Origin of the sequence: uncultured Brachyspira sp., from assembly GCF_944388875.1 — a bacterium.
Taxonomy (GTDB): domain Bacteria; phylum Spirochaetota; class Brachyspiria; order Brachyspirales; family Brachyspiraceae; genus Brachyspira.
In genome coordinates this window covers 1-23,636 of record NZ_CALXKQ010000036.1, presented here as the reverse complement: position 1 = coordinate 23,636, position 23,636 = coordinate 1, and the positions used below count along the sequence as shown (strand labels likewise).

17 protein-coding genes and 2 pseudogenes are annotated in these 23,636 nt (G+C 30.3%); 7 read left to right on the top strand and 12 right to left on the bottom strand.

What is annotated here, in order from left to right; genetic code table 11:
* Positions 1-1,182 (top strand): hypothetical protein (locus Q0J69_RS13565; RefSeq protein WP_297208405.1); only part of this gene is annotated, 1,182 nt, incomplete at its 5' end.
* A 573-nt stretch (positions 1,183-1,755) separates the two neighbouring features.
* Here the strand turns inward: Q0J69_RS13565 and Q0J69_RS13560 are convergent.
* Together Q0J69_RS13560 and Q0J69_RS13555 are read right to left on the bottom strand one after the other, a co-directional pair.
* Positions 1,756-2,397 (bottom strand): hypothetical protein, encoded by a 642-nt coding sequence (locus tag Q0J69_RS13560; protein WP_297208403.1) that lies wholly within the window; start codon positions 2,395-2,397, stop codon positions 1,756-1,758.
* A 20-nt stretch (positions 2,398-2,417) separates the two neighbouring features.
* The gene (locus tag Q0J69_RS13555) at positions 2,418-2,798 is read right to left on the bottom strand and encodes a hypothetical protein (protein ID WP_297208401.1); all 381 of its coding nucleotides are present in this window, start codon (positions 2,796-2,798) and stop codon (positions 2,418-2,420) included.
* Between the two features lie 375 nt (positions 2,799-3,173).
* Between Q0J69_RS13555 and Q0J69_RS13550 the strand changes: the two genes are divergently transcribed.
* The 4 genes and pseudogenes from Q0J69_RS13550 (at position 3,174) to Q0J69_RS13535 (ending at position 6,818) form a co-directional block, all read left to right on the top strand.
* On the top strand, positions 3,174-3,761 hold the full coding sequence (locus Q0J69_RS13550) for a GDSL-type esterase/lipase family protein (protein WP_297208399.1): 588 nt from the start codon (positions 3,174-3,176) through the stop codon (positions 3,759-3,761).
* A gap of 53 nt (positions 3,762-3,814) precedes the next feature.
* A pseudogene (locus Q0J69_RS13545) lies at positions 3,815-4,996 on the top strand (MFS transporter); the annotation flags it as partial.
* Positions 4,997-5,038: 42 nt separating this feature from the next.
* Positions 5,039-5,440: pseudogene (locus Q0J69_RS13540) on the top strand (rubrerythrin family protein); the annotation flags it as partial.
* 181 nt (positions 5,441-5,621) lie between these two features.
* Positions 5,622-6,818 (top strand): cell surface protein, encoded by a 1,197-nt coding sequence (locus Q0J69_RS13535; RefSeq protein WP_297208391.1) that lies wholly within the window; start codon positions 5,622-5,624, stop codon positions 6,816-6,818.
* Between the two features lie 114 nt (positions 6,819-6,932).
* Here the strand turns inward: Q0J69_RS13535 and recJ are convergent, their stop codons facing one another.
* Complete coding sequence (gene recJ / locus Q0J69_RS13530; RefSeq protein WP_297208390.1) at positions 6,933-9,098, bottom strand: single-stranded-DNA-specific exonuclease RecJ; 2,166 nt, start codon at positions 9,096-9,098, stop codon at positions 6,933-6,935.
* Between the two features lie 240 nt (positions 9,099-9,338).
* Here recJ and Q0J69_RS13525 point away from each other — a divergent pair, with 240 nt between their 5' ends.
* Positions 9,339-10,541 carry an MFS transporter gene (locus Q0J69_RS13525; protein WP_297208389.1) on the top strand — a complete coding sequence of 401 codons (1,203 nt, stop codon included), beginning with the start codon at positions 9,339-9,341 and terminating at the stop codon, positions 10,539-10,541.
* A gap of 50 nt (positions 10,542-10,591) precedes the next feature.
* On the opposite strand, the gene Q0J69_RS13520 is transcribed toward Q0J69_RS13525, so the two are convergent.
* The 7 genes from Q0J69_RS13520 to Q0J69_RS13490 all read right to left on the bottom strand — a co-directional run bounded on the left by Q0J69_RS13520 (position 10,592) and on the right by Q0J69_RS13490 (position 17,864).
* The gene (locus Q0J69_RS13520) at positions 10,592-10,951 is read right to left on the bottom strand and encodes a DUF1667 domain-containing protein (protein WP_297208387.1); all 360 of its coding nucleotides are present in this window, start codon (positions 10,949-10,951) and stop codon (positions 10,592-10,594) included.
* A 46-nt stretch (positions 10,952-10,997) separates the two neighbouring features.
* On the bottom strand, positions 10,998-11,864 hold the full coding sequence (locus Q0J69_RS13515; RefSeq protein WP_297208385.1) for an arginase family protein: 867 nt from the start codon (positions 11,862-11,864) through the stop codon (positions 10,998-11,000).
* A 282-nt stretch (positions 11,865-12,146) separates the two neighbouring features.
* Entirely contained in the window at positions 12,147-13,421 is a 1,275-nt protein-coding gene (locus Q0J69_RS13510; protein WP_297208383.1) for an FAD-dependent oxidoreductase, read from the bottom strand.
* A gap of 64 nt (positions 13,422-13,485) precedes the next feature.
* Positions 13,486-14,925 carry an NAD(P)/FAD-dependent oxidoreductase gene (locus tag Q0J69_RS13505; protein ID WP_297208382.1) on the bottom strand — a complete coding sequence of 480 codons (1,440 nt, stop codon included), beginning with the start codon at positions 14,923-14,925 and terminating at the stop codon, positions 13,486-13,488.
* A 142-nt stretch (positions 14,926-15,067) separates the two neighbouring features.
* Positions 15,068-16,552 (bottom strand): glycerol kinase GlpK, encoded by a 1,485-nt coding sequence (gene glpK, locus Q0J69_RS13500; protein ID WP_297208381.1) that lies wholly within the window; start codon positions 16,550-16,552, stop codon positions 15,068-15,070.
* Positions 16,553-16,566: 14 nt separating this feature from the next.
* Positions 16,567-17,310, bottom strand: a complete 744-nt coding sequence (locus tag Q0J69_RS13495) for an MIP/aquaporin family protein (protein WP_297208379.1) — start codon at positions 17,308-17,310, stop codon at positions 16,567-16,569.
* A 56-nt stretch (positions 17,311-17,366) separates the two neighbouring features.
* Entirely contained in the window at positions 17,367-17,864 is a 498-nt protein-coding gene (locus tag Q0J69_RS13490; protein WP_297208377.1) for a ferritin family protein, read from the bottom strand.
* 391 nt (positions 17,865-18,255) lie between these two features.
* Between Q0J69_RS13490 and Q0J69_RS13485 the strand changes: the two genes are divergently transcribed.
* Complete coding sequence (locus Q0J69_RS13485) at positions 18,256-18,498, top strand: hypothetical protein (RefSeq protein WP_297208375.1); 243 nt, start codon at positions 18,256-18,258, stop codon at positions 18,496-18,498.
* 52 nt (positions 18,499-18,550) lie between these two features.
* On the opposite strand, the gene Q0J69_RS13480 is transcribed toward Q0J69_RS13485, so the two are convergent.
* Complete coding sequence (locus Q0J69_RS13480; protein WP_297208374.1) at positions 18,551-19,693, bottom strand: cell surface protein; 1,143 nt, start codon at positions 19,691-19,693, stop codon at positions 18,551-18,553.
* 206 nt (positions 19,694-19,899) lie between these two features.
* Positions 19,900-21,042, bottom strand: a complete 1,143-nt coding sequence (locus Q0J69_RS13475) for a cell surface protein (protein ID WP_297208372.1) — start codon at positions 21,040-21,042, stop codon at positions 19,900-19,902.
* Between the last annotated feature and the right edge of the window lie 2,594 nt (positions 21,043-23,636).

Sequence of the window (23,636 nt, the reverse complement as noted above, 5' to 3'; positions counted from 1 at the left end):
GTAAAGTTCCTAGCTGCTGTAATAGGTTCTTTATTAATTACAACAGTTTCAGCATTCGGTATGTACGGTGTAGACGGCGATGACTGGATTGGATTTCTTACTGACGGAAACCAATTCAGAGCTAGAATGGATCAGTTAGGATTCACTTTAGGCAACGGTACAATTAAAGGTACTGTTGGTTTCAGATCTGATAATGGTTGGTTGGGCAGTATTTTATCATCAGATGGAGGTGCACAAAATAATGAAACTCTTTCTTTTAATCCTACATTATCTTTAGGTATAGGATACACTTCTGATATGATAGGTGTTGGTGTTGGATATAATTTCACTTATATAAACAGATTTATACAAGTACATACTCCTACACTTGTTCTTAATGCTTTAAATAACAATTTAAGATTTGCTGTTCCTATACAAATAGCTATAACAGACCAATCTGACGGTTTTCCTAAAGATTTAGGATACAAATTTACAGGTGTAGGCTTCAATAATATGGAAGTAAGATATTTGACTGGAATAGATGCTTTCAATCAAATAAGAGTGTATGCTTCTTATAGAAATTGGAAAATAGAAAAGAGCAATGTAGGTCATGATTTTCTTTCAGAAGATATGCATTTACAGTTGAGATTATATTTCTTAAATACACAAATAGGAAATGTTACTGTTAATCCATATATTAGAATAGATTATGCTACAGCTTTAAGAGGCGATTTAATAGATGATAATATCACTATAATAAACAATGGTTATTTCAGCCCTAATGTTAATGGCAACAATGGTTACAATCCTAGCACCCCTTATGAATGGTCAAGCGGAAGCGGATACTATGCTGTAAGACCTTATAAAATCGCTATCAAACCAGTATTATCTTTAGCAGCTTCAAGCGATATAGTTTCTTTATATTTTGAACCTTCTTTAGGTTATGAATATTCTTATAAGAAATTTAAATCTGGTTATAATGGCGGAGCAGAAGTTGTTTCTCATAAATTAACATGGGGTGCTTATGCTGAAATGTATGTAAGACCAGTTCAAGACTTAGAATGGTACTTCGAGATGGATATTAACGGCAAATATGGAAAAATTACTCAATATGTAGATGTTGGCGAAGTTCCTGTATACTTTGAAACTACTACTGGTATAACTTGGTACTTGCCTTCACTTGGCGGAGATACTGCTCAATAATTGAAATTAATCAATTTCTTTATAGGCTGGCTTAAAAAAGTCAGCCTTTTATTTTAACAAAATTATGTAAACTATCTTTTACGGTTAATAGATTCTTATTTATTAATTTAGGTGCTTTTATCTATTAATTCATTTATATCAAAAATAAGTTCTGCGTGCGTGAGTGATCGCTTTAAATCTAAAAAACACTAGGGCGGGTACAGAAATATCTATTTAAACAGCAAAGAAATGAAAAACAAAAATGACTAATTAAAATTATAAAAAATGATGGGCGGGGATGTAACTTTAATTACATACCCCGCCCTTATAAATTTACTGCTTCAATGAGAAATATATAACTTTAATTTTATTTTTACCGTTATAAAAAATCATGCCCGCCCAAGCTGTTTTTAAATTTAAAATTTTCATCAACGCACGGTAAACAAAATTAACAATATAATAATATTTGAATTGAAAATAGATTTATATTTTTAATTTTATTCTGCGTGCGTGGTGTAAAACATAAAATTAAACAATACATTCTAATATAATTTAAATGAAGTTTTAATTCATATATATTGCAGATTCACTCTTTTATCTTCTTCTAGTTGAAGAGCGTCTAAAAGTTGATTGTTTTCGTGTAGAACTTCCCGAACTTTGTTTGAACAATGTACGTCTTTTAGCTGATGTATTATTATCATTTACAGTTGTTTTTTTAGAAGAATTTCCAAATCCGCCTCCTGTACTCCTTCTAGTTGTATACCTATCATCATAATAATCTCTATTAATTGTTCTTCTGCTTCCGTAATCATCATAATATACGGGTCTTCTGCTGTCCATCAAATTCATAAGCATCATATAAGTAAAGAAACTGCTTCCGAATCCTCCGCTGGCGGCAGCTCTCTGTGCCTTCTCTGGTTCAATCTCTTCTATAAAGTTTGTATATTTAGTAAATGAATTAGTAGGAAATGCAACATTAAATTCATATTTGCCTGCATCAAACATCATAGGTCCTATCTGCAACATTGATGTGTTAACTATAACATCATCATTATTTAAAAATTGAGTAATCAAAAATATATCTTCAGATTCTTTTCCAGATTTTAAAGCCTCTACGATAACTTTTATACTTTTATCTTCTTTATTAGCCGATAAAACATTAAAATAAGATTCATTAGCTCTGTAGCATGAAGCAAAAATAATACTTAAAAATAATAAAACAAAAAATCTCTTCATAATTTTACACCTCCTATAAATTATTTAGTCCAAATAAGTATAAGCATCTTCTTTATGCTTATCTCTAATTCCATAAAATAATTAGACAGCCTTTTTCTCTCACTATTTGCAAGTAATTTTTGATATAGTATTTCATTAAGCAGATAAACTAAAAAATCTTCTATGCTGGAATAAACTTCTCCAGCACTCTCAGAAGTATAAAATACAATGCTTTCAGAATCTCTTAAATAATTTTCTACAGCGTTTCTTATCCTAATTTTTTCATCATCATCCAAATCATATATATGATTTTCCAATTCCTGCCTATTTTTTATAATTTCAAATTGAAAATCATCTTCATAAAGCGGTCTTAATTCTGTTTCTTTTATAAGATCATAATATTTTCTTATATCATCAAGCATAACCCCATACTCCTGCCGTTTTTGATAGTTGAAAGATTATATTATTTAAGAAACTATTTGTCAAGATTTTTGACATTAAACTTATGTTTAGAAGTGTTAGTTTTGGGACATTTTTTATAAAAATGAGAAGGTAAGTATAAATAAATTTTAAAAAATTAATTTACATACCCCGCCCTTATAAATTTACTGCTTTAAGCAACACTCTATAACTTTAATATTTTTCCAGATACAATAAAAAAAGCATGCCCGCCCAAGCTGTTATTAAACTTAAAATCTTTTAACGCACGGTGAATAAAATTTTTAATATAATAATCGTGTATTTTTTATATAAATAAAATATAATGTATAAAAATAAAAAATACAGGAAAACATTTTATGAAAAAAATAATTTGCTTAGGAGACAGTACAACTTACGGATATATGGTAAATAGAAACAATGTATGGACTTCTATTTTAAATAAAAAATTTGAAGAAGAAAATAAAGATATAATCCTTATTAATAAAGGCATTAACGGAGATATGATTTCAGGAATGCTTGCACGTTTTGATATTGACTGCATAAATGAAAAAGCTGATACTGTTATTCTAATGGGCGGAGTTAATGATATATTTACATGCAAATCATTAGCAAAAATAGAAGAAAACTTTATAAATATAATAAAAAAATCCAATGAAAATAATATTGATATAATAGTTTTTACTCCTATTCCTTTTATAAAAGAAGCATTTACATTTTTTGAGGCGGATAATTTGGATAATTTTGAAAATACTTTAATAGAGTATGTTAATTTCATAAATGATTATACTAAAAAAAATAATATAAAAAGCATAAATGTATATGATATTTTTATTAATAATATTTTGAAAAATCATAATTATTATGATATATATTTTGACGGTGTTCATTTAAATGAAAACGGACATAATATTTTTGCATTAGAACTGTATAAAGTACTATTTTAGCAAAATAACTTGTAATCCGATAATATTCTATATTTTTCTTAGGGGAAGAATTAATGATAAATTCCAATATTATCAATAATAATAATGAGGCAGAAAAAAATAAAATATTTGCCATAATCACCCTTGTAATTTTAAGTTTTGTACTCGGAACAAGCGAGTTTATAGTAGTAGCAATTTTAACAGATATTTCTGATAGTTTAAATATATCAATTACTCAGGCAAGCAGAATTATATCGATATTTGCTTTGGCATATTCTATATGTTCTCCTTTTTCAGCAGCTATTGCAGGAAAGTTCAATAGATATTATTTTATAATATTTGCAAGCTTATTATTTGCAGCGAGCAATTTTTTATGTTCAATGGCTTATAATTACATATTTTTGCTTATTATGAGAGTATTTACTGCTATAATATCAGGCGTTTTAATATCAGTATCAATATCTTTTATACCTTATATAGCCAAAAAAGAAAAAAGAGGCATAGTAGTAGCTTTAATATATTCAGGATTCAGCATATCATATATACTTGGACTGCCAATAGGAACTGCTATAAGCTATAATTTCGAATGGCGTGATTCATTTTTATTTATATCTGTTTCCAGTATAATTACAATGCTTCTTCTTGCTTTAACACTTCCTAGAAATACTGCTTCATATAAAGTAAAATTACTTGAACAATTTATAATAGTAAAAGACAGCAGGCTTGTATTGAGTTCTCTTACTATAATATTCGGTGCTGCTTCATCTTATGTAATTTATACTTATTTGAATCCTATTTTCACTGAGTATGTTCATGTGCCTGAAGAAAATATTAGTATAGCACTGCTGATATTTGGTATTGCCGTTTTGTTCAGCACTTTAACTTCTGGAAAATTAGCAGAAAAAAACGGTGTATATAAATTAAGATTTGTATTCATATTTCAGTTTTTATGCATGCTGATATCTCCGTATGCTTTTGATACCCAAATAGGTTCTGCTATGATTGTATTATCAGTAGGATTTTTAATGTATTTAATGACTTCGCCTATACAAATTAATATATTAAATTTTGTAGAAAAGGACTACCCTTCATGTCTGACATTATCTTCAGCCAATAATTCATTTTCTTTTAATTTAGGTGTGGCTTTAGGATCATTTATAGGAAGTACAATTTTTGAACATTACGGAATGAAATGGGTTGGATTTGGCGGTGCTGTTATGTCGTTATTTGCTTTTATTTGTGTTATTGCACTTTATTATAAGAATAATAAAAGATACAGATATACATGGACTTCAAATATTGAATTAATTAATTCAAAAACGATAGAAAATTTAAAGACAGCTTTCATAATAGATAGCATAGAAAGATGCAAGTATATGTATTATGCTGAAAAAGCTAGAGAAAATGGAATGGAAGATTTGGCAATAGCCTATGAAAGTGCTGCTAGAAATGAACAGGAACATGGAAAATTATGGTTTGAACGATGTTATGGCATATCTTCAAATAATGAAAATTTAAAAGATGCAATTATCAATGAATCTTATGAATCTAAAAAAATGTATTTAAAGTTCGCTGAAACTGCTAAGGAAGAAGGTTTTAATGATATAGCTTTTTTGTTTGAAAATGTTGCTAAAATAGAAGAAGGACATAAAAGAATGTTTGAAAAATATTTAGTAAATGATGATGAAAATATAAATAAATTGATAAATTAATTAAAAAATTATTTGTTCATAAACTTCTTTCATCATTGCAAATATCATAAATTTTCATATTTAAATTATTAGTATTGAAAAATTATAATTTTATATTAATATAAACCAAATTTAAATTATATTAATCCGATTAGCAAATGCTAGTTTAATTAAATACTTAGGAGAATATATGAAAAAAATTATTTTTACTGTTACAGCTATTTTATTTTTAGCCAGCTTCTCCGTATTTGGAATGTATGGATATGATGGTGATGATTGGATTAGTTTTCTTACAGATGGAAATCAATTCAGAGCAAGAATGGATCAGCTTGGATTCGTTTTAGGAAATGATACAATAAAGGGAACTTTTGGTTTAAGAGCTGATACTGGATATATGGGTTCTATATTGGGAACTGGAACTATAGGCGGTGAATCTATTGCTTTAAACCCCACAGTATCGGCTGGTATAGGATATACTTCTGATATATTTAGTATTGGAGTGGGATATAACTTTACTTATATAGATAAATATTTGCAAATACACACTCCTGTATTAATGATTAATGCTTTGGATAATAATTTAAAATTAGCAGTTCCTATAGAAATAGCCATAACTGATAATGCACAATCATTAGGTCCTAATGGAGAATCTGCTTCTATAAATAATAAAATCAAATTTACAGGTATCGGATTTAATAATATTGAATTGAGATATAGTACAGGAATAGATGCTTTCAATGAAATAAGATTCTATGCTTCTTATAGAAGTACATCGCATGAAAGTTCTTTTAATGGCTCAACTATTAAATATGTTTCAGAGGCATTAGATTTGCAGTTAAGATTATACTTCCTAAATACAACAGTTGGAAATGTAGGAATTAATCCTTTTATCAAAGTGCAATATTCTACAGCTTTAAAAGGTTCAAGATTAGGAGATTTTTTAATGACAGAAAGCTATAAATATCCTCAGGGAAGTGCTGTGTCAGGAGAACATGACGGAAATTATGGTATAGATGCTAATACCAAACAGTCTGATAATTTCTCTGCTAATCCTTATAAGGTTACTATTGCTCCTACATTAGCATTATCAGCAAGCAGCGATATAGTTTCATTATACTTTGAACCTTCTTTAGGATATACTATTTATGGAGATGCTCCTTTAAAAAGATATAATAGAAAACAGACTATAACTCATTCATTGTATTGGGGTGCTTATGCCGAAATGTATGTAACACCAGTACAAGACTTAGAATGGTACTTTGAAATGGATGTTAATGGAAATGTTACAGGTAAGGATAATGCAAAAGCTAATGTTAATTTAGCTCCAGTATATTTTGAAACTACTACTGGTATAACTTGGTACCTTCCTTCATTTGGAAATAATTAAATATTTAACTTAATAAAAAAGGAGGCTTTAAACAAGCTTCCTTTTTATTATAATTATTTTTTATTGATGATATTTATGACTGAAGCTTTTTGATTATTAAAGATTGAATATTTATTAAAAGATTTTATATTTATCTATATATATTCTAGCATCAGCACTATTTGCAAAACGATTAACTTTAAGTTTATATATAATATCAATATAATCAGCAGCTTCTAATTTTTTTACCTCTTCCTCATTGCTATTCCAAATAACTGCACTTATATTTTTATTGCTTTGACTTAATTCAAGTCTTAAATGCAGTTTATTATTTTTAGGCATTTTCTTTATTTCATTAATATTTATTTTTTTTGACATAAATACAGGCTCCTCATTTCCGCTTCCATAAGGCTCAAATAATTCAAGCATAGATGCTAATTTAATATCTATATCCTTAAAATCTAATTCCATATCAAAAATATCTTCTTCTTTTTCTGTACTGAAATTTTGAGAAGAAGCATATTTTATTATTTTGCTTGAAAACTTTTCAAAGTTTGCACTCTCTAAAGTAAATCCTGAAGCATTTTTATGTCCGCCGAATTTTGTCAAATAAACTTTTGATGCCTCAAGCATATCCCGAGCATTATCATCTCCCCTGCTTCTTATACTTCCAACACAAATGCCTGCTTCATTTTCATACATTATTACAGCAGTTTTACCATATTCACTTAAAACCTTCCCAGCAATTAATCCAGTTAAACCCTGCTCTATTTTATCACTTTTTACTATAACAACTGGAAGAGATAAACATTTATTTATTTTTATATACTCATTAACTATACTGAAATTAGATTCTGTTAAAGATTTTCTAGTTTCATTCATATTATAAACTTCCTGAGATAATGATACAGCCTCTTCCTTTAATTCAGAAGTAAGAAGTTTTAAAGCCGTTTCAGGACTTCCCATTCTTCCAGCTGCATTAATAAAAGGAGCCAATTTCCACCCTACAGCCTGAGTATCTATCTTTGTATTTAATAAATTTATTCTCTCCAATATAGCATTATATCTAATATGCGTAGGATTTTCTAATTCCTTTAAAGCACATTTTACATAAGTTCTATTCTCGCCAGTAAGAGGCACAACATCAGCAACAGTTCCAAATAGTACGAGTATAGATTTTTTACGTATATAACTCTGAAGCTGTTTCTGACTTATATAAAACATTCTTCTAAATATTTCCATTTTTATTATTAAATCTCTATAATCAATATCATCATACTTGTAAATATTAACATTGAGTGCCAAAGCAAAATCATTTAAAGTTTTCGTTGTTTTTATATTAACATTTCCATATTTAGCACCAAGCTGCAATAGATCATAAACGCCGTCATATTCAGGCAAATATATATCATATTTTTCATATAATGATAAAAGCCTTTTTAATCTGTCCTCTCCTCCAGTCAATACTAATACAGTACCATCCCCCTCAAACATATAGCTTGCAAGCTCTTCTAATACTTCATCCTCACTCATAAGTTCATCATAATAATCTATATAAATTGACTTATAGCAATTATTATCATTAATAAGTTCAAAACCAAATACATCATCTTCTAAAGTAAAGTTTACAGATTTTAATGCTCTTATTTTTTTCAATACATTTTTAGCTTTATCTATCTCATAATCCAATACTATAATATCTTTATTGTAAAGCTTCGTGTATGAGAAAACAAATGCCTGCATAAGTTTGAATGCCACAGCACAGCCTGAAAAATTTTTAGATGAAAAACCAGTATTATAAAGTTTAGGATTAAATACGGCATAAGCATTAGGAATTATCTCAGGTATATCATGATGATCCGTAACTATAATATCAATAGATAAATCTCTTGCAAACTCAACTTCCTCAACATTAGATATTCCGCAGTCTACTGTTATTATAAGACTAACACCCGAATTAGCATATTCTTCTATAACAGTTTTAGAAAGCCCATATCCAGTTTCATGATTAGGAACAAAAGCTTCAACATTTTTTGTAACAACCTTTAATGTATTATAAATTATAGATGCAGCTGTAATTCCGTCAGCATCTTTATCGCCGTAAATAAGTATCTTTTCATTACTGTTTATCGCTTCTTTTACTCTATCAACAAATACATTAACGTCTTTTATATTGAATGGGTTTGAAAGCGAATATATATCCTGAAAGAAAAAATCGAAAATATCCTCTTTTGATGAAATACCTCTCAAATTTAAAAGTTCTTTTATTACAGGATGTAAATTATCTATATCTCTAATCATATATTTTCACTTGTCTATTAATAATATTTATTGTTAAAATAGTATATTTTATTTATAATATTCTTTCAAGTACCATAAAATAAATAACTTAATAATAAAAATTCTAAAAAAATTAAAAAAAATCAAATAAGCATATATCATTTTTTTTATAATGATATATATTATTTAACTAAAGGGACGCTTATAATTAGTGTCCCTTTTTTATTACAAATTTTTTTTTGTTTGAAGGTAAAAAATATTATGACTATTTTAGTTTATTCAATGCCGTTTTTAATTTATTTATGCTCCAGTATATTCAGTACAGTTTTAGTTATTAACGCCTCTACATCAGGAGCTAATCCATTTTTTATTTCACTATTAGGTGTTTCTTATGGTATGGGTATGATGGTATCTGCAGGTACTTTCTCTAAATTTAAAATACCAAAAGCAATATATCCAAGATTATTGTATCTTCAGGCATGCATACAGGTTGTAATATCTATTTTATGCTTACTATACCTTCCTAACGAAATGGCATTGTTATACTCTTTTTTATTCGGATCTAATACAACAGTATTTTTCGTATGTTTCCAATCTTTATTAGACAGTGTTTCAAAAGATTTGCCTATAAGAATAAGCAGCGGTCTTTTTATATTTTCATGGACATTAGGACTTGCAGTAGGTCCTATAGTAACAGGATTTATATATAAATTAAATCCTAATATAGGCTTTGTTATAGTTATAGCAATGAGTATTTTAATATTTGTTTTTTTCTATATGTCAAGACATCTGCATTTCAAATCGAAAAGACATAAATGGGAAGAACCTTTTATGAGAGCACCTAGATATAAAGTATATATAGGATGGCTGATAATATTTGTAGGTGCTGCCGTTTTGCATACATTGAGATTCATGTTCCTAGACTATGGTATAAAACAGGTAGGATTATCAGAATCTACTGCTGGTATATTAGTAGGAAGTTTATCAGGATTTATGGCTGTAGGAGCTTTAATCAGTGCATTCTATTTAAGATTTTTAGAAACCAAAAGAGTTTTTACAGTTGTAGGATTATTAACACCTGCCGCACTTACTTTAATTCTTGTTACTTCAAACTTTTGGCTATTTTTGCTTGCTTTTATGTTTTTAGGTTTTGTAAGCGGGTTCGGATATTTCTTCGGACTTTACTATGCTTTGGCAGATCAGGAAAATGCTTCAAATAATGTTGCTGTTAATGAAACTTTAACTGGAGTTGCTGCTTTAATAGTACCTTTTATAGTTGGTTATTTAGCTTCTAATTTTTCATATTTTATAGCTTTCTTATTTATGATGATAGTATCTCTTATATGTTATTCTATAGCAATAAATATAATGCTTCAGAAAAAAAGAACTGCTTTAATTAAAGAAAAGTTCAGAAGAATAATAAAAGAAGCTGATAAAATTTATGAAAAAACAGAACAAAATTAAAAATTTATATAAGGCTGCTTATTTTTTGACAGCCTTATATAATAACTAAATCATATTGCTTCTATATTTCTAGTAGCAACTATATCAGCACCAGCAGCATTTTTAAGTACAACATCTCCAATATGAACAGGAGCATTAACTTCTACAGTTTTTAATGCCTCTAAACATTCATTAATTCTTGATTTGTCTATAGGCTCTTTAGTTTTTACAGGAAGCATTTTTAATCTTCCATTTTTTATTTTTACTATAGAAGTAACCATTCTAACAGGACGAACAACCTCATCTCTGGCATAAGTATCTCCTCTCTTGCATGTATTACCGCTTATGCTTACAACTTGGTTTCCCTCCATCTCTACAGACAAAGCACAGCCCATAGGGCAGCATATACAAGTTAATTCTTTTTTTTCCATAAATTACTTCCTTTTATTTTTTTAATAGTTTTTAGTTTATAATTATCTAATTAAATAAAGGCAAATCAGCCATCATATTTTTCATAAGTATCTCTACTCTTGGCATATGCTCGGCTATAGTAAGACCTACCAATTCTTTTTCTCTGGCAATATCATTTATAACCCTTACAGCTTCATTAATTTTCATTCCATTTGGAGAAACTCCTACCGCTGCTATTATTTCGTTAGGATCAAGAACATCTAAATCAAAATGTATTAATACTTTACTGGCTTTGCATTCTTTAATCCATTTTATTATACATTCGCTTGACTTTGAAATCTCTTCAGGAGCAAAATGCTTTATGCCATACTCTTTTTGACGAATCTTTATCTCCTCTCTTTCCCAATCTCTAAGCCCTACAAATAAAATATTTTCTGCTGAAATTTTACTTGGAAGATTATTTATTGCCACTATTTTACCCATGCAGGCACTTACAGCCATAGCATGATATCCAGCATAGGTATTGTCTTCAGGTAAAGTTATATCAGGGTGAGCATCTATCCATATTAAAGCTATGTCATTATCATATTTTTTATTTAAATATGTAAAAGGAACTACACTTACAGAACATTCTCCTCCAAAAACTATTATCTTGTCAGGATCATTTTTATTTAGTATATCCAAAGCACTATTATTTTGATTTACTATATAATCATAATCCATAATACCATTTTTTATTTCTCTCTTTTCTATATTAAGAGAAACAGGAACTTCTATAGTTTTATGAGTATTATTTTCTGGTGCTAATATACTTAGAAGTTTAGCCCCTAAATAATAGCCTCTTGAAGAATCTTCAGGTTTAAGCTCCTTTATCCAATGGGATATTATACCGCCCTGCCACTGCGGATAAACTAATCTTAAAGTTTGAAACATAAATATAAACTCCAAATCATATTAATTATATACTAAAAATTTTTAAGTTTGTCAACCGCGAGCTGCGGCACCTTCCCGCACGGTATTGTTTATTCTTTATCAAATGTCAACTATACGTGCGGCTGATTACCTATTATTATACAAAACAAGTAATTTACTATACATCTAAAACATATTTTGCTGATTAATAAAAATATATTATGTTATAAGTAAATTATATTTACATTTATAAATAACTAAAATTTGACAAACTATAGTTGTTTAGGTATATACTATATTTTATTAATTATCCTCTATCTTAAACTCAATATTTTTAAGACCTTCTTTTGAAAGCATGGATTTATCTAGTTTAACACTTTCCATTTCACCTGGAGCAAATATCAAATGCTTTTTATGTATCACTCTCTCGCCGTCAAAATATACATTTAAGAATTTGTTTTGAAATATAGCACTTACTCTAAACCTTACCATAACATGATCATCTACATTATGAGCATTAATCATAGAAGGCACAGTATATCTCACACCATTAGAACCTTTTAGTGAAATAGAATTTGTATTATCTCTTCTTTTGTTTTTAAGCACATACTCGGAAGCACTCTTTCCTGCAGTTTCAGCCTCTTCAGAAACAAAGTCTACTAAGTCATGAACATGAAGAACATTACCGCAGGAGAATACTCCGTCAATATTAGTCTCCAAACTTTCATTAACTATAGCACCAGAAGTTATAGGATTAATCTCAACGCCAATCTCTTTTGAAAGCTCATTTTCTGGTATAAGTCCTACAGATAAAAGCAAAGTATCGCATGAATAATATTCTTCAGTGCCTTTAATAGGCTTCATATTCTCATCAACTTTAGCTATTGTAACTCCTTCAAGTCTGTCTTTTCCTTTTATGTCTATAACTGTATGACTTAATTTAAGAGGTATATTAAAATCGTCCAAACATTGAACTATATTTCTTTTAAGCCCTCCTGAAAATGGAAGTATCTCAGCAACCACCTTAACTTTAGCTCCTTCAAAAGTCATTCTCCTAGCCATAATAAGCCCAATATCTCCAGAACCAAGTATAACAACTTCCTTACCAGGCATATACCCTTCTATATTTACCAAATGCTGAGCAGCACCCGCAGAAAATATCCCAGCAGGTCTAAAACCAGGTATATTTAAAGCTCCCCTAGAACACTCACGGCAGCCCATAGCTAGTATCACAGCTTTGACATTAATCTCAACTAAACCTTCTTCTTTATTTATATAAATAATTTTTTTAGTTTTATCATCATTAAGTACAACATCCAAAACCATAGTATTGAGTTTATAATTAATATTTAAATCATAAACTTTTTCTATAAATCTGTAAGCATATTCAGGACCAGTAAGCTCCTCACCAAATCTATGAAGCCCAAAACCATTATGTATGCATTGATTGAGTATGCCCCCAAGCACCTCATCACGCTCTAGCATAAGCAAATTATCTATACCGTTTTCTTTAGCAGAAACAGCAGCAGCAAGCCCAGCAGGACCTCCGCCTATAACAACAACATCATAAGACTGCATTTTTACTCCTTAAATAAAAACAAATGATTATATTGTTTTTAATTAAATACTAATAATCTCTAAATCAAAAAGTTTCCTTATCATAACCAATAACTATTTCAGAGCCTTTTCCGCATTTAGTAATAGTTAGAGGAGAAACATTAAGTTCTCTTGCTAATATCTCTATTATTTTAGGAGAACAAAAACCGCCTTGACATCTTCCAAGACCAGCACGTACTCTTCTTTTTACTCCGTCAAGGGATTTAGCTCCTATAGGACTTTTTATAGCTTCTACAATCTCACCCTCGGTTACCTTTTCGCATCTGCAAATTATATGTCCGTATAAAGGATTTTCTTTTATGAGTTTATTTTTCTCTTCATTAGAAAGTTTATTAAAATGCGTTATTCCTTTTCTTTTTTCTATAAAGTTTTCTTTTTTCTCAAAGTTTCCTTTCCTGCTTATAATGTCTGCAACCATTACACCAATAGCAGGAGAAGATGCAAGTCCAGGAGATTCTATTCCAGCACAGTCAAAAAATCCTTCACAGTCTTCAAGTTCTTTAATAATAAACTCATGATTATTTTCATGAGGACGAAGCCCGCAAAATGAAGTTATCACTTTATTATAAGGTATATTTTTCACAGTCATTTTTGATTTCTCTATAATCTGAGAGAGTCCTTCAGCTGTAGTATTTAATCCTTCTTTATCTTCTATATCGATAGCAGTAGGTCCAAGCATTATATTTCCATGAGCTGTAGGAGTAACTAATATACCTTTACCCAATTTTGTAGGAAGAGCAAATATTGTAGAAGTTACTAGATTATCAACTTCTCTATCAAGCAATATATAATCTCCTCTTCTCGGAGTAATATGTATTTTGTTTTTACTCATCATATTATGAAACTTATCAGCATAAACTCCAGCAGCATTAACAATATATTTAGCTTTTATAGTTCCGTTATTAGTTTCTGCCTCAAAAGTACCGTCATCAAGTTTTTTGATATTGATAACTTCAGTATAAAATTTAAATTCCACTCCGTTAGCATAAGCATTTTCAGCATAAGCAATATTTAATATAAATGGATCAACTATACCGCCAGTAGGAGCATACAAAGCAGCACATACATTGTCGTTTAAATTAGGCTCTTTTTTATGCACCTCTTCTCTATTTAGTATCTGCAGTTCATCAACACCGTTTTTTATGCCTCTGTCATAAATGGTTTGCAAATTAGGAATATCCTCTTCATTTGTACATACCACTAAAGAACCATTCTGTTTAAAAGGCACATCAAGGTCTTCTGCTATTTTTTTCATCATCTTATTGCCAAGAACATTTAACTTAGCCATAAGCGAACCAGTCTGAGCATCAAAACCTGCATGCACTATTCCGCTGTTGGATTTTGAAGTACCTGAGCAAACATCTTCTCCTCTTTCTACAACGCATATACTAGCCTTGTACCTAGATAGCTCGCGTGCTGAAGAAGTGCCTGATACTCCAGCACCTATAATCAATATATCATACATAGTATAAATTTCCCCTATATTGAATTTGATTCAAATAAATTCTGTATAACAATAATTGAATGCTTTATAATTTTTATTAGGCATATTAATACCCAATAATCAAAAATTAATGAGTATTAATATGAAAAGTGATAATAAATATTTATAGAGCCCATCCTCTCGATCTCTCAACAGCTTTTTTCCAGCCCATATATTTTTTATTTCTCTCTTCTTCTGAAAGCGAAGGAGTAAACTCTCTTTCTAATTTCCACCTGTTAGAAATCTCATCTTTATCCTTCCAGAATCCAACAGCAAGACCAGCCAAATAAGCAGCACCCAAAGCAGTAGTTTCTGTTATCTGAGGACGAAGAACTTTTGTATTAATAATATCAGCTTGAAACTGCATTAGGAAATTATCTCGGCATGCTCCTCCATCCACTTTTAATGAAGCTAATTTTACACCGCTGTCAGCAACCATAGCATCAATAACATCTTTACTTTGATAAGCAATAGCCTCTTCTGCAGCTCTTATTATATGACTTCTATTAACTCCTCTTGTAATACCTACTAAACAGCCCCTTGCATACATATCCCAATAAGGAGCACCAAGACCAACAAAAGCAGGTACTAAATAAACTCCATTAGTGTCTTTTACTTTTGTAGCAAAATATTCTGTATCTTTTGCATCATGAAGAAGTCTTAATTCATCACGTACCCACTGTATAACAGCACCAGCTATAAATACAGAACCTTCCAAAGCATATTCTATTTTTCCATTATATCCTATGCCTATAGTAGTAATAAGTCCGTTTTTACTTAATATAAAATTCTCACCTATATTCATAAGTATAAAACTTCCAGTACCATAAGTATTTTTAGTATCGCCCTTATTAAATCCAGCCTGACCAAATAATGCAGACTGCTGATCTCCTGCTATTCCAGATATAGGTACTTCTTTACCGTTAATATTAGCATATCCGTAAACGCATGAAGAGTCTTTTACCTCTGGAAGAATACTTATAGGAATATCTAATTCTCTTAAAATATTTTCATCCCATTTAAGTTCTTTAATATTATATATCATAGTCCTTGATGCATTTGTATAATCAGTAACATGAACTTTACCGCCTGTAAGTTTCCATACTAGCCAAGTATCTATTGTACCGAAAAGCAAATCACCTTTATTAGCTTTTTCTCTTGCTCCAGCTACATTATCAAGTATCCATTTTATTTTAGTTCCAGAGAAATAAGCGTCTACTACCAAACCAGTATTCTCTCTTATATATGTATCAAGACCTTTTTTCTTTAAATCATCGCAAATAGGAGCTGTTCTTCTGCATTGCCACACTATAGCATTATAAATAGGCTCACCAGTATTTTTATCCCATACAACTGTAGTTTCCCTTTGATTAGTAATACCAATAGCAGCTATCTCTTCAGGCTTAACTCCTGCAATCTGTATTGCTTCCTGTAATACACCAAACTGAGTAGCCCAAATTTCTGCAGCATTATGCTCAACCCAGCCTTCATGAGGATAAATCTGTGTGAACTCCTTTTGAGCAACTGAAACCATATTCTGATCATAATCAAATACTATAGCTCTGCTGCTGGTTGTTCCTTGATCTATTGCAACTACATATTTTGCCATAATTAACACTCCTTTTATTTATTATTTTTTAATGCTTTTCCTATTGTAATGTCATAAATAATAGCAGCTATTACAGCTCCTACTATAGGACCTATAACTGGAACTATCCATATATTAGTACCATCTGTAAGACCGTTATTTTTAAAGCCTGCAGCAACAGCAAAAAGTCTAGGTGCTAAATCACGAGCAGGATTAATAGCATAACCATGCATAAATCCGAAAGATGTTCCTATACCTACTATTATTAAACCAACTATTATAGGTCCCAAATTAGCACCAGCAGGAGTATTATTAGCATCTCCTACTGCCAATATCAAAAACATCAAAATAAATGTTCCAACCACCTGATCTATAAAGCCCGGTAAAAATCCCGGTACAGCTGGAAATGTAGCAAATACTCCTGTAGTGTTTGAAAATGTAGGATCCACTTCTATCCATTTTCCATAATAAACAGCAAATACTATAGCAGCACCAATAAAGAACCCTATCATCTGTGCAACTATATAATACCAAACTTTAGACCATGAAAATCTTCCTGTAGTAGCTAATGCTAAAGTAACAGCAGGATTTAAATGAGCACCGCTTATCTTTCCAGATGCATATATACCAAATGTTACACCAAGTCCCCAAGCTATATGTATATTTATAGCTGTTCCATTATTTCCAATAACAACAGAGGCAACAACACCGCATCCGAATAATGCTATAAACATAGAACCTATTAATTCAGCTAAAAATTCAGCTTTTTTACTATACATAATTAAAAAACCCCCATAATAATAATTTTGTTAATATAATGATATTTAGAACTTTATTAATTAATTCCGCCTACTCTGTACTGTTCGCATACAGGACATTTTTTAGGAGCAGCAGCTTCATTATGAACATATCCGCATTTGCCGCATTGCCATCTGTTAAGGCTTTCAATATTATTGCCTAAATATTTTTCAAACATCTTTTTATGTCCATCTTCTATTTTAGCAACGTGTTCAAAAAGAATGGCTATATCATTAAATCCCTCTTCTCTGGCTGTTTTAGCGAAGTTTAAATACATATCATTAGATTCATAAGTTTCGCCTGCTATTGCATCTTTCAAATTTTCATCTTTTGAGAATATTCCATGATAGCGTTCAAACCATAGTTTTCCATGTTCCTGCTCATTTCTCGATGCTTTTTCAAAGGCTAATGCAAGATTTTCCATGCCGTCTTCCCTAGCTTTTTCAGCATAGTACATGTATTTGCACCTAGCTATAGCCTCCCCAATAAAAGCGGTTTTTAGATTTTCATTTGTTTTTGAATTTTTTAAATCCATAGTTTCCCCCTTTAATTAACATATCCTTATACTTAATAAGTATAGAAATTTTATTTATGAAATATATATTTACGATAAAAAAAAAGTTTTTCAAAAATTAATAAAAGTAGTATTTTAATAAAATATTTTTTATTTTTTTAAATATATACATATACACTGTATAGTATATTACAGCAGTATTTATATATAATACGATAAAAAAATGCAAACTATGAAAATATATCTAAATTATACATATACATCGTATAAGTATGGTAATTTTAAATATTTTTTAACAAAATTATACATTTTGTACATATTTTGCTTTTGTAAATTCTACAATATACAATTTTTGAAAAAAATTTCATTATAGTATAATATTATATTGTAATTAATTTTATCGGATTTTTGTATGAATAAAAAAAATAATAAATCAGAAGAATATTTTTATACAGCAAAGGAAAAAGAACAATTGGGTTTATATGAAGAGGCATTAGAATATTACAGAAAATCTATAGAAGAGGATGATAACAATATAGAAGCATACTTTGGATTTAATCTTATGAAGTCATATTTGTCAATGCTAAAAAACGATGATGATAAATACGCAGAAATATTTGATATTCTTAATGAGTTTATAAATGATAAGAAATAAAAAAGGAGGCTTTAAATCAAGCCCCCTTATATACCAATATTAATTATCTTAATTATTCAGCAGCACCGAATGAAGGCAAGTACCAAGTGATACCAGTAGTAGTTTCAAAATATACTGGTGATAGATTCTGATTAGCTTTAGAATCTGCAGCACCTGTAACATCTCCATTAACATCCATTTCGAAGTACCATTCCAAGTCTTGAACTGGTGTTACATACATTTCTGCATAAGCACCCCAATATAATGAATGAGTTGTTACTTCAGTAAAACGTCTTGGTTTGTAGGAAGACATAGAATAGCCTAAAGAAGGTTCAAAATATAAAGAAACTATATCGCTGCTTGCTTCTAAAGCCAATGTAGGAGCAATAACAACTTCGTAAGGGCTAACATCAAAAATATCAGACTGTTTTTGAGTATCTAATATTCCGCCTCCGAATCTATAATCTGATACCATAAATTCAGCAGTGTTATATCCTTTTAAAGCTGTGCTGTACTGAACTTTAATAAACGGATTAATACCAACATTTCCTACTGTAGTTTTTAGGAAGTATAGTCTTAATTCCAAACCTAATGCCTCTTGTATAGTTTTATTTACAGATGTTTCAGTAGAAGCATTAAAATAAGAGGCATAAACTCTTATTTCATTAAATGCATCTATTCCTGTTGCATATCTCAATTCCATATTATTGAAGCCTACGCCTGTAAATTTCATTTTTGTTTCTGGTATCCATGCTGGAGCCCCGCTAGCTCTATATTTATCAGTATCTGTTATAGCTACCTGTATAGGAGCAACAAACTGCAAGCTATTGTCTAATGCATTAAGCATTAATACAGGGGTATGAACTTGTAGAAATCTGTCAATATAAGTAAAGTTATAGCCTACGCCAATACTAAATGCAGAAGAAGTATATCCTATACCAGCAGATATTGTAGGATTTAAAGAAACGGATTCATCATTGTATGTACCGCCATTATTTATTATAGAACCCATATAACCTGTATCAGCTCTCACACCGAAAGTACCTTTGATAGTATCATTTCCTAAAACGAAGCCCAACTGATCCATTCTTGCTCTGAATTGGTTTCCGTCTGTAAGAAAACTAATCCAGTCATCACCGTCTACACCGTACATACCGAATACAGACGCACTTGCTAAAGTCAATAAAGCAATAGCCGTTAACAAAATCTTTTTCATTTTTTTCTCCTAAAATTTTATATAGTTAATACCTAAAGGCAATAACTTTATAGAGCATTAAGCCGAAACATATTCAGCATTGTAAAATATTTTATACATTCTAACAAAAACGCATAAAAAAATCAATATCAAAAATATAAAAAAAATAAAAAAGGAGGCTTTATTCAAGCCCCCTAAACTTATATATTTTACAAGTTAACTTCTAATTATTGAGCAGTATCTCCGCCAAGTGAAGGCAAGTACCAAGTGATACCAGTAGTAGTTTCAAATAATACTGGAGCTAAATCAGCATTAGCTACTTTTTGAGCACCTGTAACATTGCCATTAACATCCATCTCGAAGTACCATTCTAAGTCTTGAACTGGTGTTACATACATTTCTGCATAAGCACCCCAGTTTAATGCATGAGTTGTTGTTTCAGCAACACCTCTTACTTTATAAGAAGTCATAGCATAACCTAAAGAAGGTTCAAAGTATAAAGAAACTATATCGCTGCTTGCTGCTAAAGATAATACAGGTTTAATTTTGATAGTATAAGGTTTAACAGAGTATGTTTCTGTTGTTCCGCTAACGTGATAAGCAAAATTATTATAGTTTCCTACAGTGATAAAGCTGTCATAACCAGCTGTACCAGCACCTTGTAGAAGTGTAGCATAATCTATTCTGATATAAGGATTAACTGTTACATTTCCTATTTGAGTGTTTAAGAAGTATAATCTTAACTGCAAGTGTAAATCTTCATATACTCTTTTGCCAAGACGAGTGACATCTATAGTTGCATTTTTATAAGAAGCATATACTCTTATAGCATTGAAAGCATCTATTCCAGTATAGTATCTTAATTCCATTTGATTAAATCCTACACCTGTAAATTTAATACCGTTTACCCCGCCAATATTATCTGTAACAGCTACTTGTATAGGCACAGCTATTCTTAAATTGTCATTTAAAGCATTGAAAACTAAAGTTGGAGTATGAACTTGCAAATATTTATCAATATAAGTAAAGTTATAACCTACACCGATACCGAATGCATCAGAAGTGTATCCTATACCTGCAGATACAGTAGGGTTAAAATAACTATATTCATTAATTCCTGTAGCACTAGTTCCGCCGGCTCTATCAATATTGAAGATATTGCCCATCCAGCCAGTATCAGCTCTGAAGCCGAAAGTACCTTTAATTGTACCGTTGCCAAGAACGAAGCCTAATTGGTCCATTCTAGCTCTGAATTGGTTGCCGTGAGTAAGGAAGTTGATCCAGTCATCGCCGTCTACACCATACATACCGAATACGGATGCACTTGCTACAGTTAAAATAGCCATAGCTGTCAATAAAACTTTTTTCATTGTTTTTCTCCTAAATTTTTTTATATGTTATACCCTTGAGGGTTATAACTTCAAAAAATATTTAGGAAACAATAAAGACAGAGGATCTTTACTGTTTCCAAATTCGTTAGAACCTTTAAGCTTAATTCTAACGGACTATAAAAATTAGTGAGAATAATAAGATTTAGAGGATCTTTATTCTCTGCAAAGTTACGTATAACTTTAGCATAATATGTGTCGTTGGAATAATAAGGATTTAGAGGATCTTTATCGTTCCTAACTAATGATAAGCATAAACATTATCAGCAATCTTTAATAATGCCTATTATATAACTTTATCACTTATTTTATTCTAATAAATTTAGATAAAAAAGTCAACATATTTATTTGAAATTTTTGTATTATAAAACATTAAATTGATTCATTATAATCATATAAAAAATATATTTGTTATAAAAATAAATCAATAAATATTCACAGTATGTTTAATTATATTTTGCTTTACCCCACACATGCAGAATAAAATCTCAAACTTAATCAACACTTGGGCGGGTGTGCTTATTCTAATTAAACAGCAATACAAATTAGAATGCCGTTTTTATAAAGGCAGTAAAACATAAAGGGCGGGGTATGTGATGAAATTTTTCAATTTTGGCTTTGTTCACCTGTGTTTATAAAAATATCAAATATAATAATCGCTTGGGCGGGTGTTCTTCTTCTAACTAAACAGCAAAACAAATTAGAGTGCCATTTCTTGAAAAAGCAGTAAAACCTAAAGGGCAGGGTATATAAATAAAATTTATAATCTATTCACCTGCGTTTGTGAAAGTATCAAATATAATAATCACTTGGGCGGGTGTTCTTCTTCTAACTAAACAGCAAAACAAATTGGAGTGCTATTTCTTGAAAAAGCAGTAAAACCTAAAGGGCAGGGTATGTAATTAATTTAAAAAATTTAGGCTTTATTCACCCGCGTTTGTGAAAGTATCAAATACAATAATCGCTTGGGGGGGCATGCTCATTCTAACTAAACAGCAAAACAAAGTAGAGTGATATTTCTTACAAAAGCAGTAAAACCTAAAGGGAGGGGGTATGTAATTAATTTAAAAAATTTAGGCTTTATTCACCCGCGTTTATGAAAGTACCAAATATAATAATCACTTGGGAGGGCTTACTTCTTCTACTCAAACAGCAAAACAAAGTAGAGTGCTATTTCTTACAAAAGCAGTAAAACCTAAAGGGAGGGGTATGTAATTAATTTAAAAATTCATACTCTATTCACCTGCGTTTATGAAAGCATCAAATATAATAATCACTTGGGAGGGCATGCTCATTCTAACTAAACATCAAAACAAATTGGAGTGCCATTTCTTATAAAGGCAGTAAAACATAAAGGGCGGGGTATGTAATAAAATTTTAAAATTTAATTACATTTTCTCACCCTCTAGTATTTCAATATTATTTGTTATTCTTATTCTGTTTTTCTTTTTAGTCTAATAAGTTACAGCACTGCCCACCCAAGTGTTTTTTAAATTTATAGCATTACGCTCCGCACACAAAACGAAATTAAAAATATAGATTTATTTTAAATACTCATCTTTATTATATTATAAATTCTATTCACCGTGCGTTTGTGAAAGTATCAAATATAATAATCACTTGGGAGGGCTTGCTTCTTCTAACTAAAACAGCAAAACAAATTAGAGTGCCATTTCTTATAAAGACAGTAAAATCTAAAGGGCGGGGTATGTAATAAAATTTTAAAATTTTATCTTTATTCCCTGCGTTTGTGAAAGTATCAAATATAATAATCGCTTGGGCGGGTGTTCTTCTTCTAACTAAACAGCAAAACAAATTAGAGTGCCATTTCTTATAAAGACAGTAAAATCTAAAGGGCGGGGTATGTAATTAATTTAAAAATTCATACTCTATTCACCTCACGTTTATGAAAGCATCAAATATAATAATCGCTTGGGAGGGCTTGCTTCTTCTGCTCAAACAGCAAAACAAATTAGAGTGCCATTTCTTGAAAAAGCGGTAAAACCTAAAGGGAGGGGTATGTAAATAAAATTTGTAATCTATTCACCGCACGCGGAACAAAGTTAAAAATATAGATTTACTTGCAATCCTCATCTTTGTAACATTATAAATTCTGTTTACCGTGCGTTTATGAAAGTACCAAATATAATAATCACTTGGGCGGGCATGCTCATTCTAACTAAACAGCAAAACAAATTAGAGTGCCATTTCTTATAAAGGCAGTAAAACCTAAAGGGCGGGGTATGTAATTAATTTAAAAATTCATACTCTATTCACCTGCGTTTGTGAAAGTATCAAATATAATAATCGCTTGGGCGGGCTTGCTTCTTCTGCTCAAACAGCAAAACAAATTGGAGTGCTATTTCTTATAAAGACAGCAAAACCTAAAGGGCGGGGTATGTGATGAAATTTTTCAATTTTGGCTTTGTTCACCTGCGTTTGTGAAAGTATCAAATATAATAATCGCTTGGGCGGGTGTTCTTCTTCTAACTAAACAGCAAAACAAATTGGAGTGCTATTTCTTATAAAGGCGGTAAAACCTAAAGGGCGGGGTATGTGATGAAATTTTTCAATTT

Excerpts from the sequence above, each read along its gene's own strand:
- Q0J69_RS13560 (WP_297208403.1), bottom strand. The coding sequence starts at position 2,397 with ATGAAGAGATTTTTTGTTTTATTATTTTTAAGTATTATTTTTGCTTCA.
- Q0J69_RS13555 (WP_297208401.1), bottom strand. The coding sequence starts at position 2,798 with ATGCTTGATGATATAAGAAAATATTATGATCTTATAAAAGAAACAGAA.
- Q0J69_RS13550 (WP_297208399.1), top strand. The coding sequence starts at position 3,174 with ATGAAAAAAATAATTTGCTTAGGAGACAGTACAACTTACGGATATATG.
- Q0J69_RS13535 (WP_297208391.1), top strand. The coding sequence starts at position 5,622 with ATGAAAAAAATTATTTTTACTGTTACAGCTATTTTATTTTTAGCCAGC.
- recJ (WP_297208390.1), bottom strand. The coding sequence starts at position 9,098 with ATGATTAGAGATATAGATAATTTACATCCTGTAATAAAAGAACTTTTA.
- Q0J69_RS13525 (WP_297208389.1), top strand. The coding sequence starts at position 9,339 with ATGACTATTTTAGTTTATTCAATGCCGTTTTTAATTTATTTATGCTCC.
- Q0J69_RS13520 (WP_297208387.1), bottom strand. The coding sequence starts at position 10,951 with ATGGAAAAAAAAGAATTAACTTGTATATGCTGCCCTATGGGCTGTGCT.
- Q0J69_RS13515 (WP_297208385.1), bottom strand. The coding sequence starts at position 11,864 with ATGTTTCAAACTTTAAGATTAGTTTATCCGCAGTGGCAGGGCGGTATA.
- Q0J69_RS13510 (WP_297208383.1), bottom strand. The coding sequence starts at position 13,421 with ATGCAGTCTTATGATGTTGTTGTTATAGGCGGAGGTCCTGCTGGGCTT.
- Q0J69_RS13505 (WP_297208382.1), bottom strand. The coding sequence starts at position 14,925 with ATGTATGATATATTGATTATAGGTGCTGGAGTATCAGGCACTTCTTCA.
- glpK (WP_297208381.1), bottom strand. The coding sequence starts at position 16,552 with ATGGCAAAATATGTAGTTGCAATAGATCAAGGAACAACCAGCAGCAGA.
- Q0J69_RS13495 (WP_297208379.1), bottom strand. The coding sequence starts at position 17,310 with ATGTATAGTAAAAAAGCTGAATTTTTAGCTGAATTAATAGGTTCTATG.
- Q0J69_RS13490 (WP_297208377.1), bottom strand. The coding sequence starts at position 17,864 with ATGGATTTAAAAAATTCAAAAACAAATGAAAATCTAAAAACCGCTTTT.
- Q0J69_RS13485 (WP_297208375.1), top strand. The coding sequence starts at position 18,256 with ATGAATAAAAAAAATAATAAATCAGAAGAATATTTTTATACAGCAAAG.
- Q0J69_RS13480 (WP_297208374.1), bottom strand. The coding sequence starts at position 19,693 with ATGAAAAAGATTTTGTTAACGGCTATTGCTTTATTGACTTTAGCAAGT.
- Q0J69_RS13475 (WP_297208372.1), bottom strand. The coding sequence starts at position 21,042 with ATGAAAAAAGTTTTATTGACAGCTATGGCTATTTTAACTGTAGCAAGT.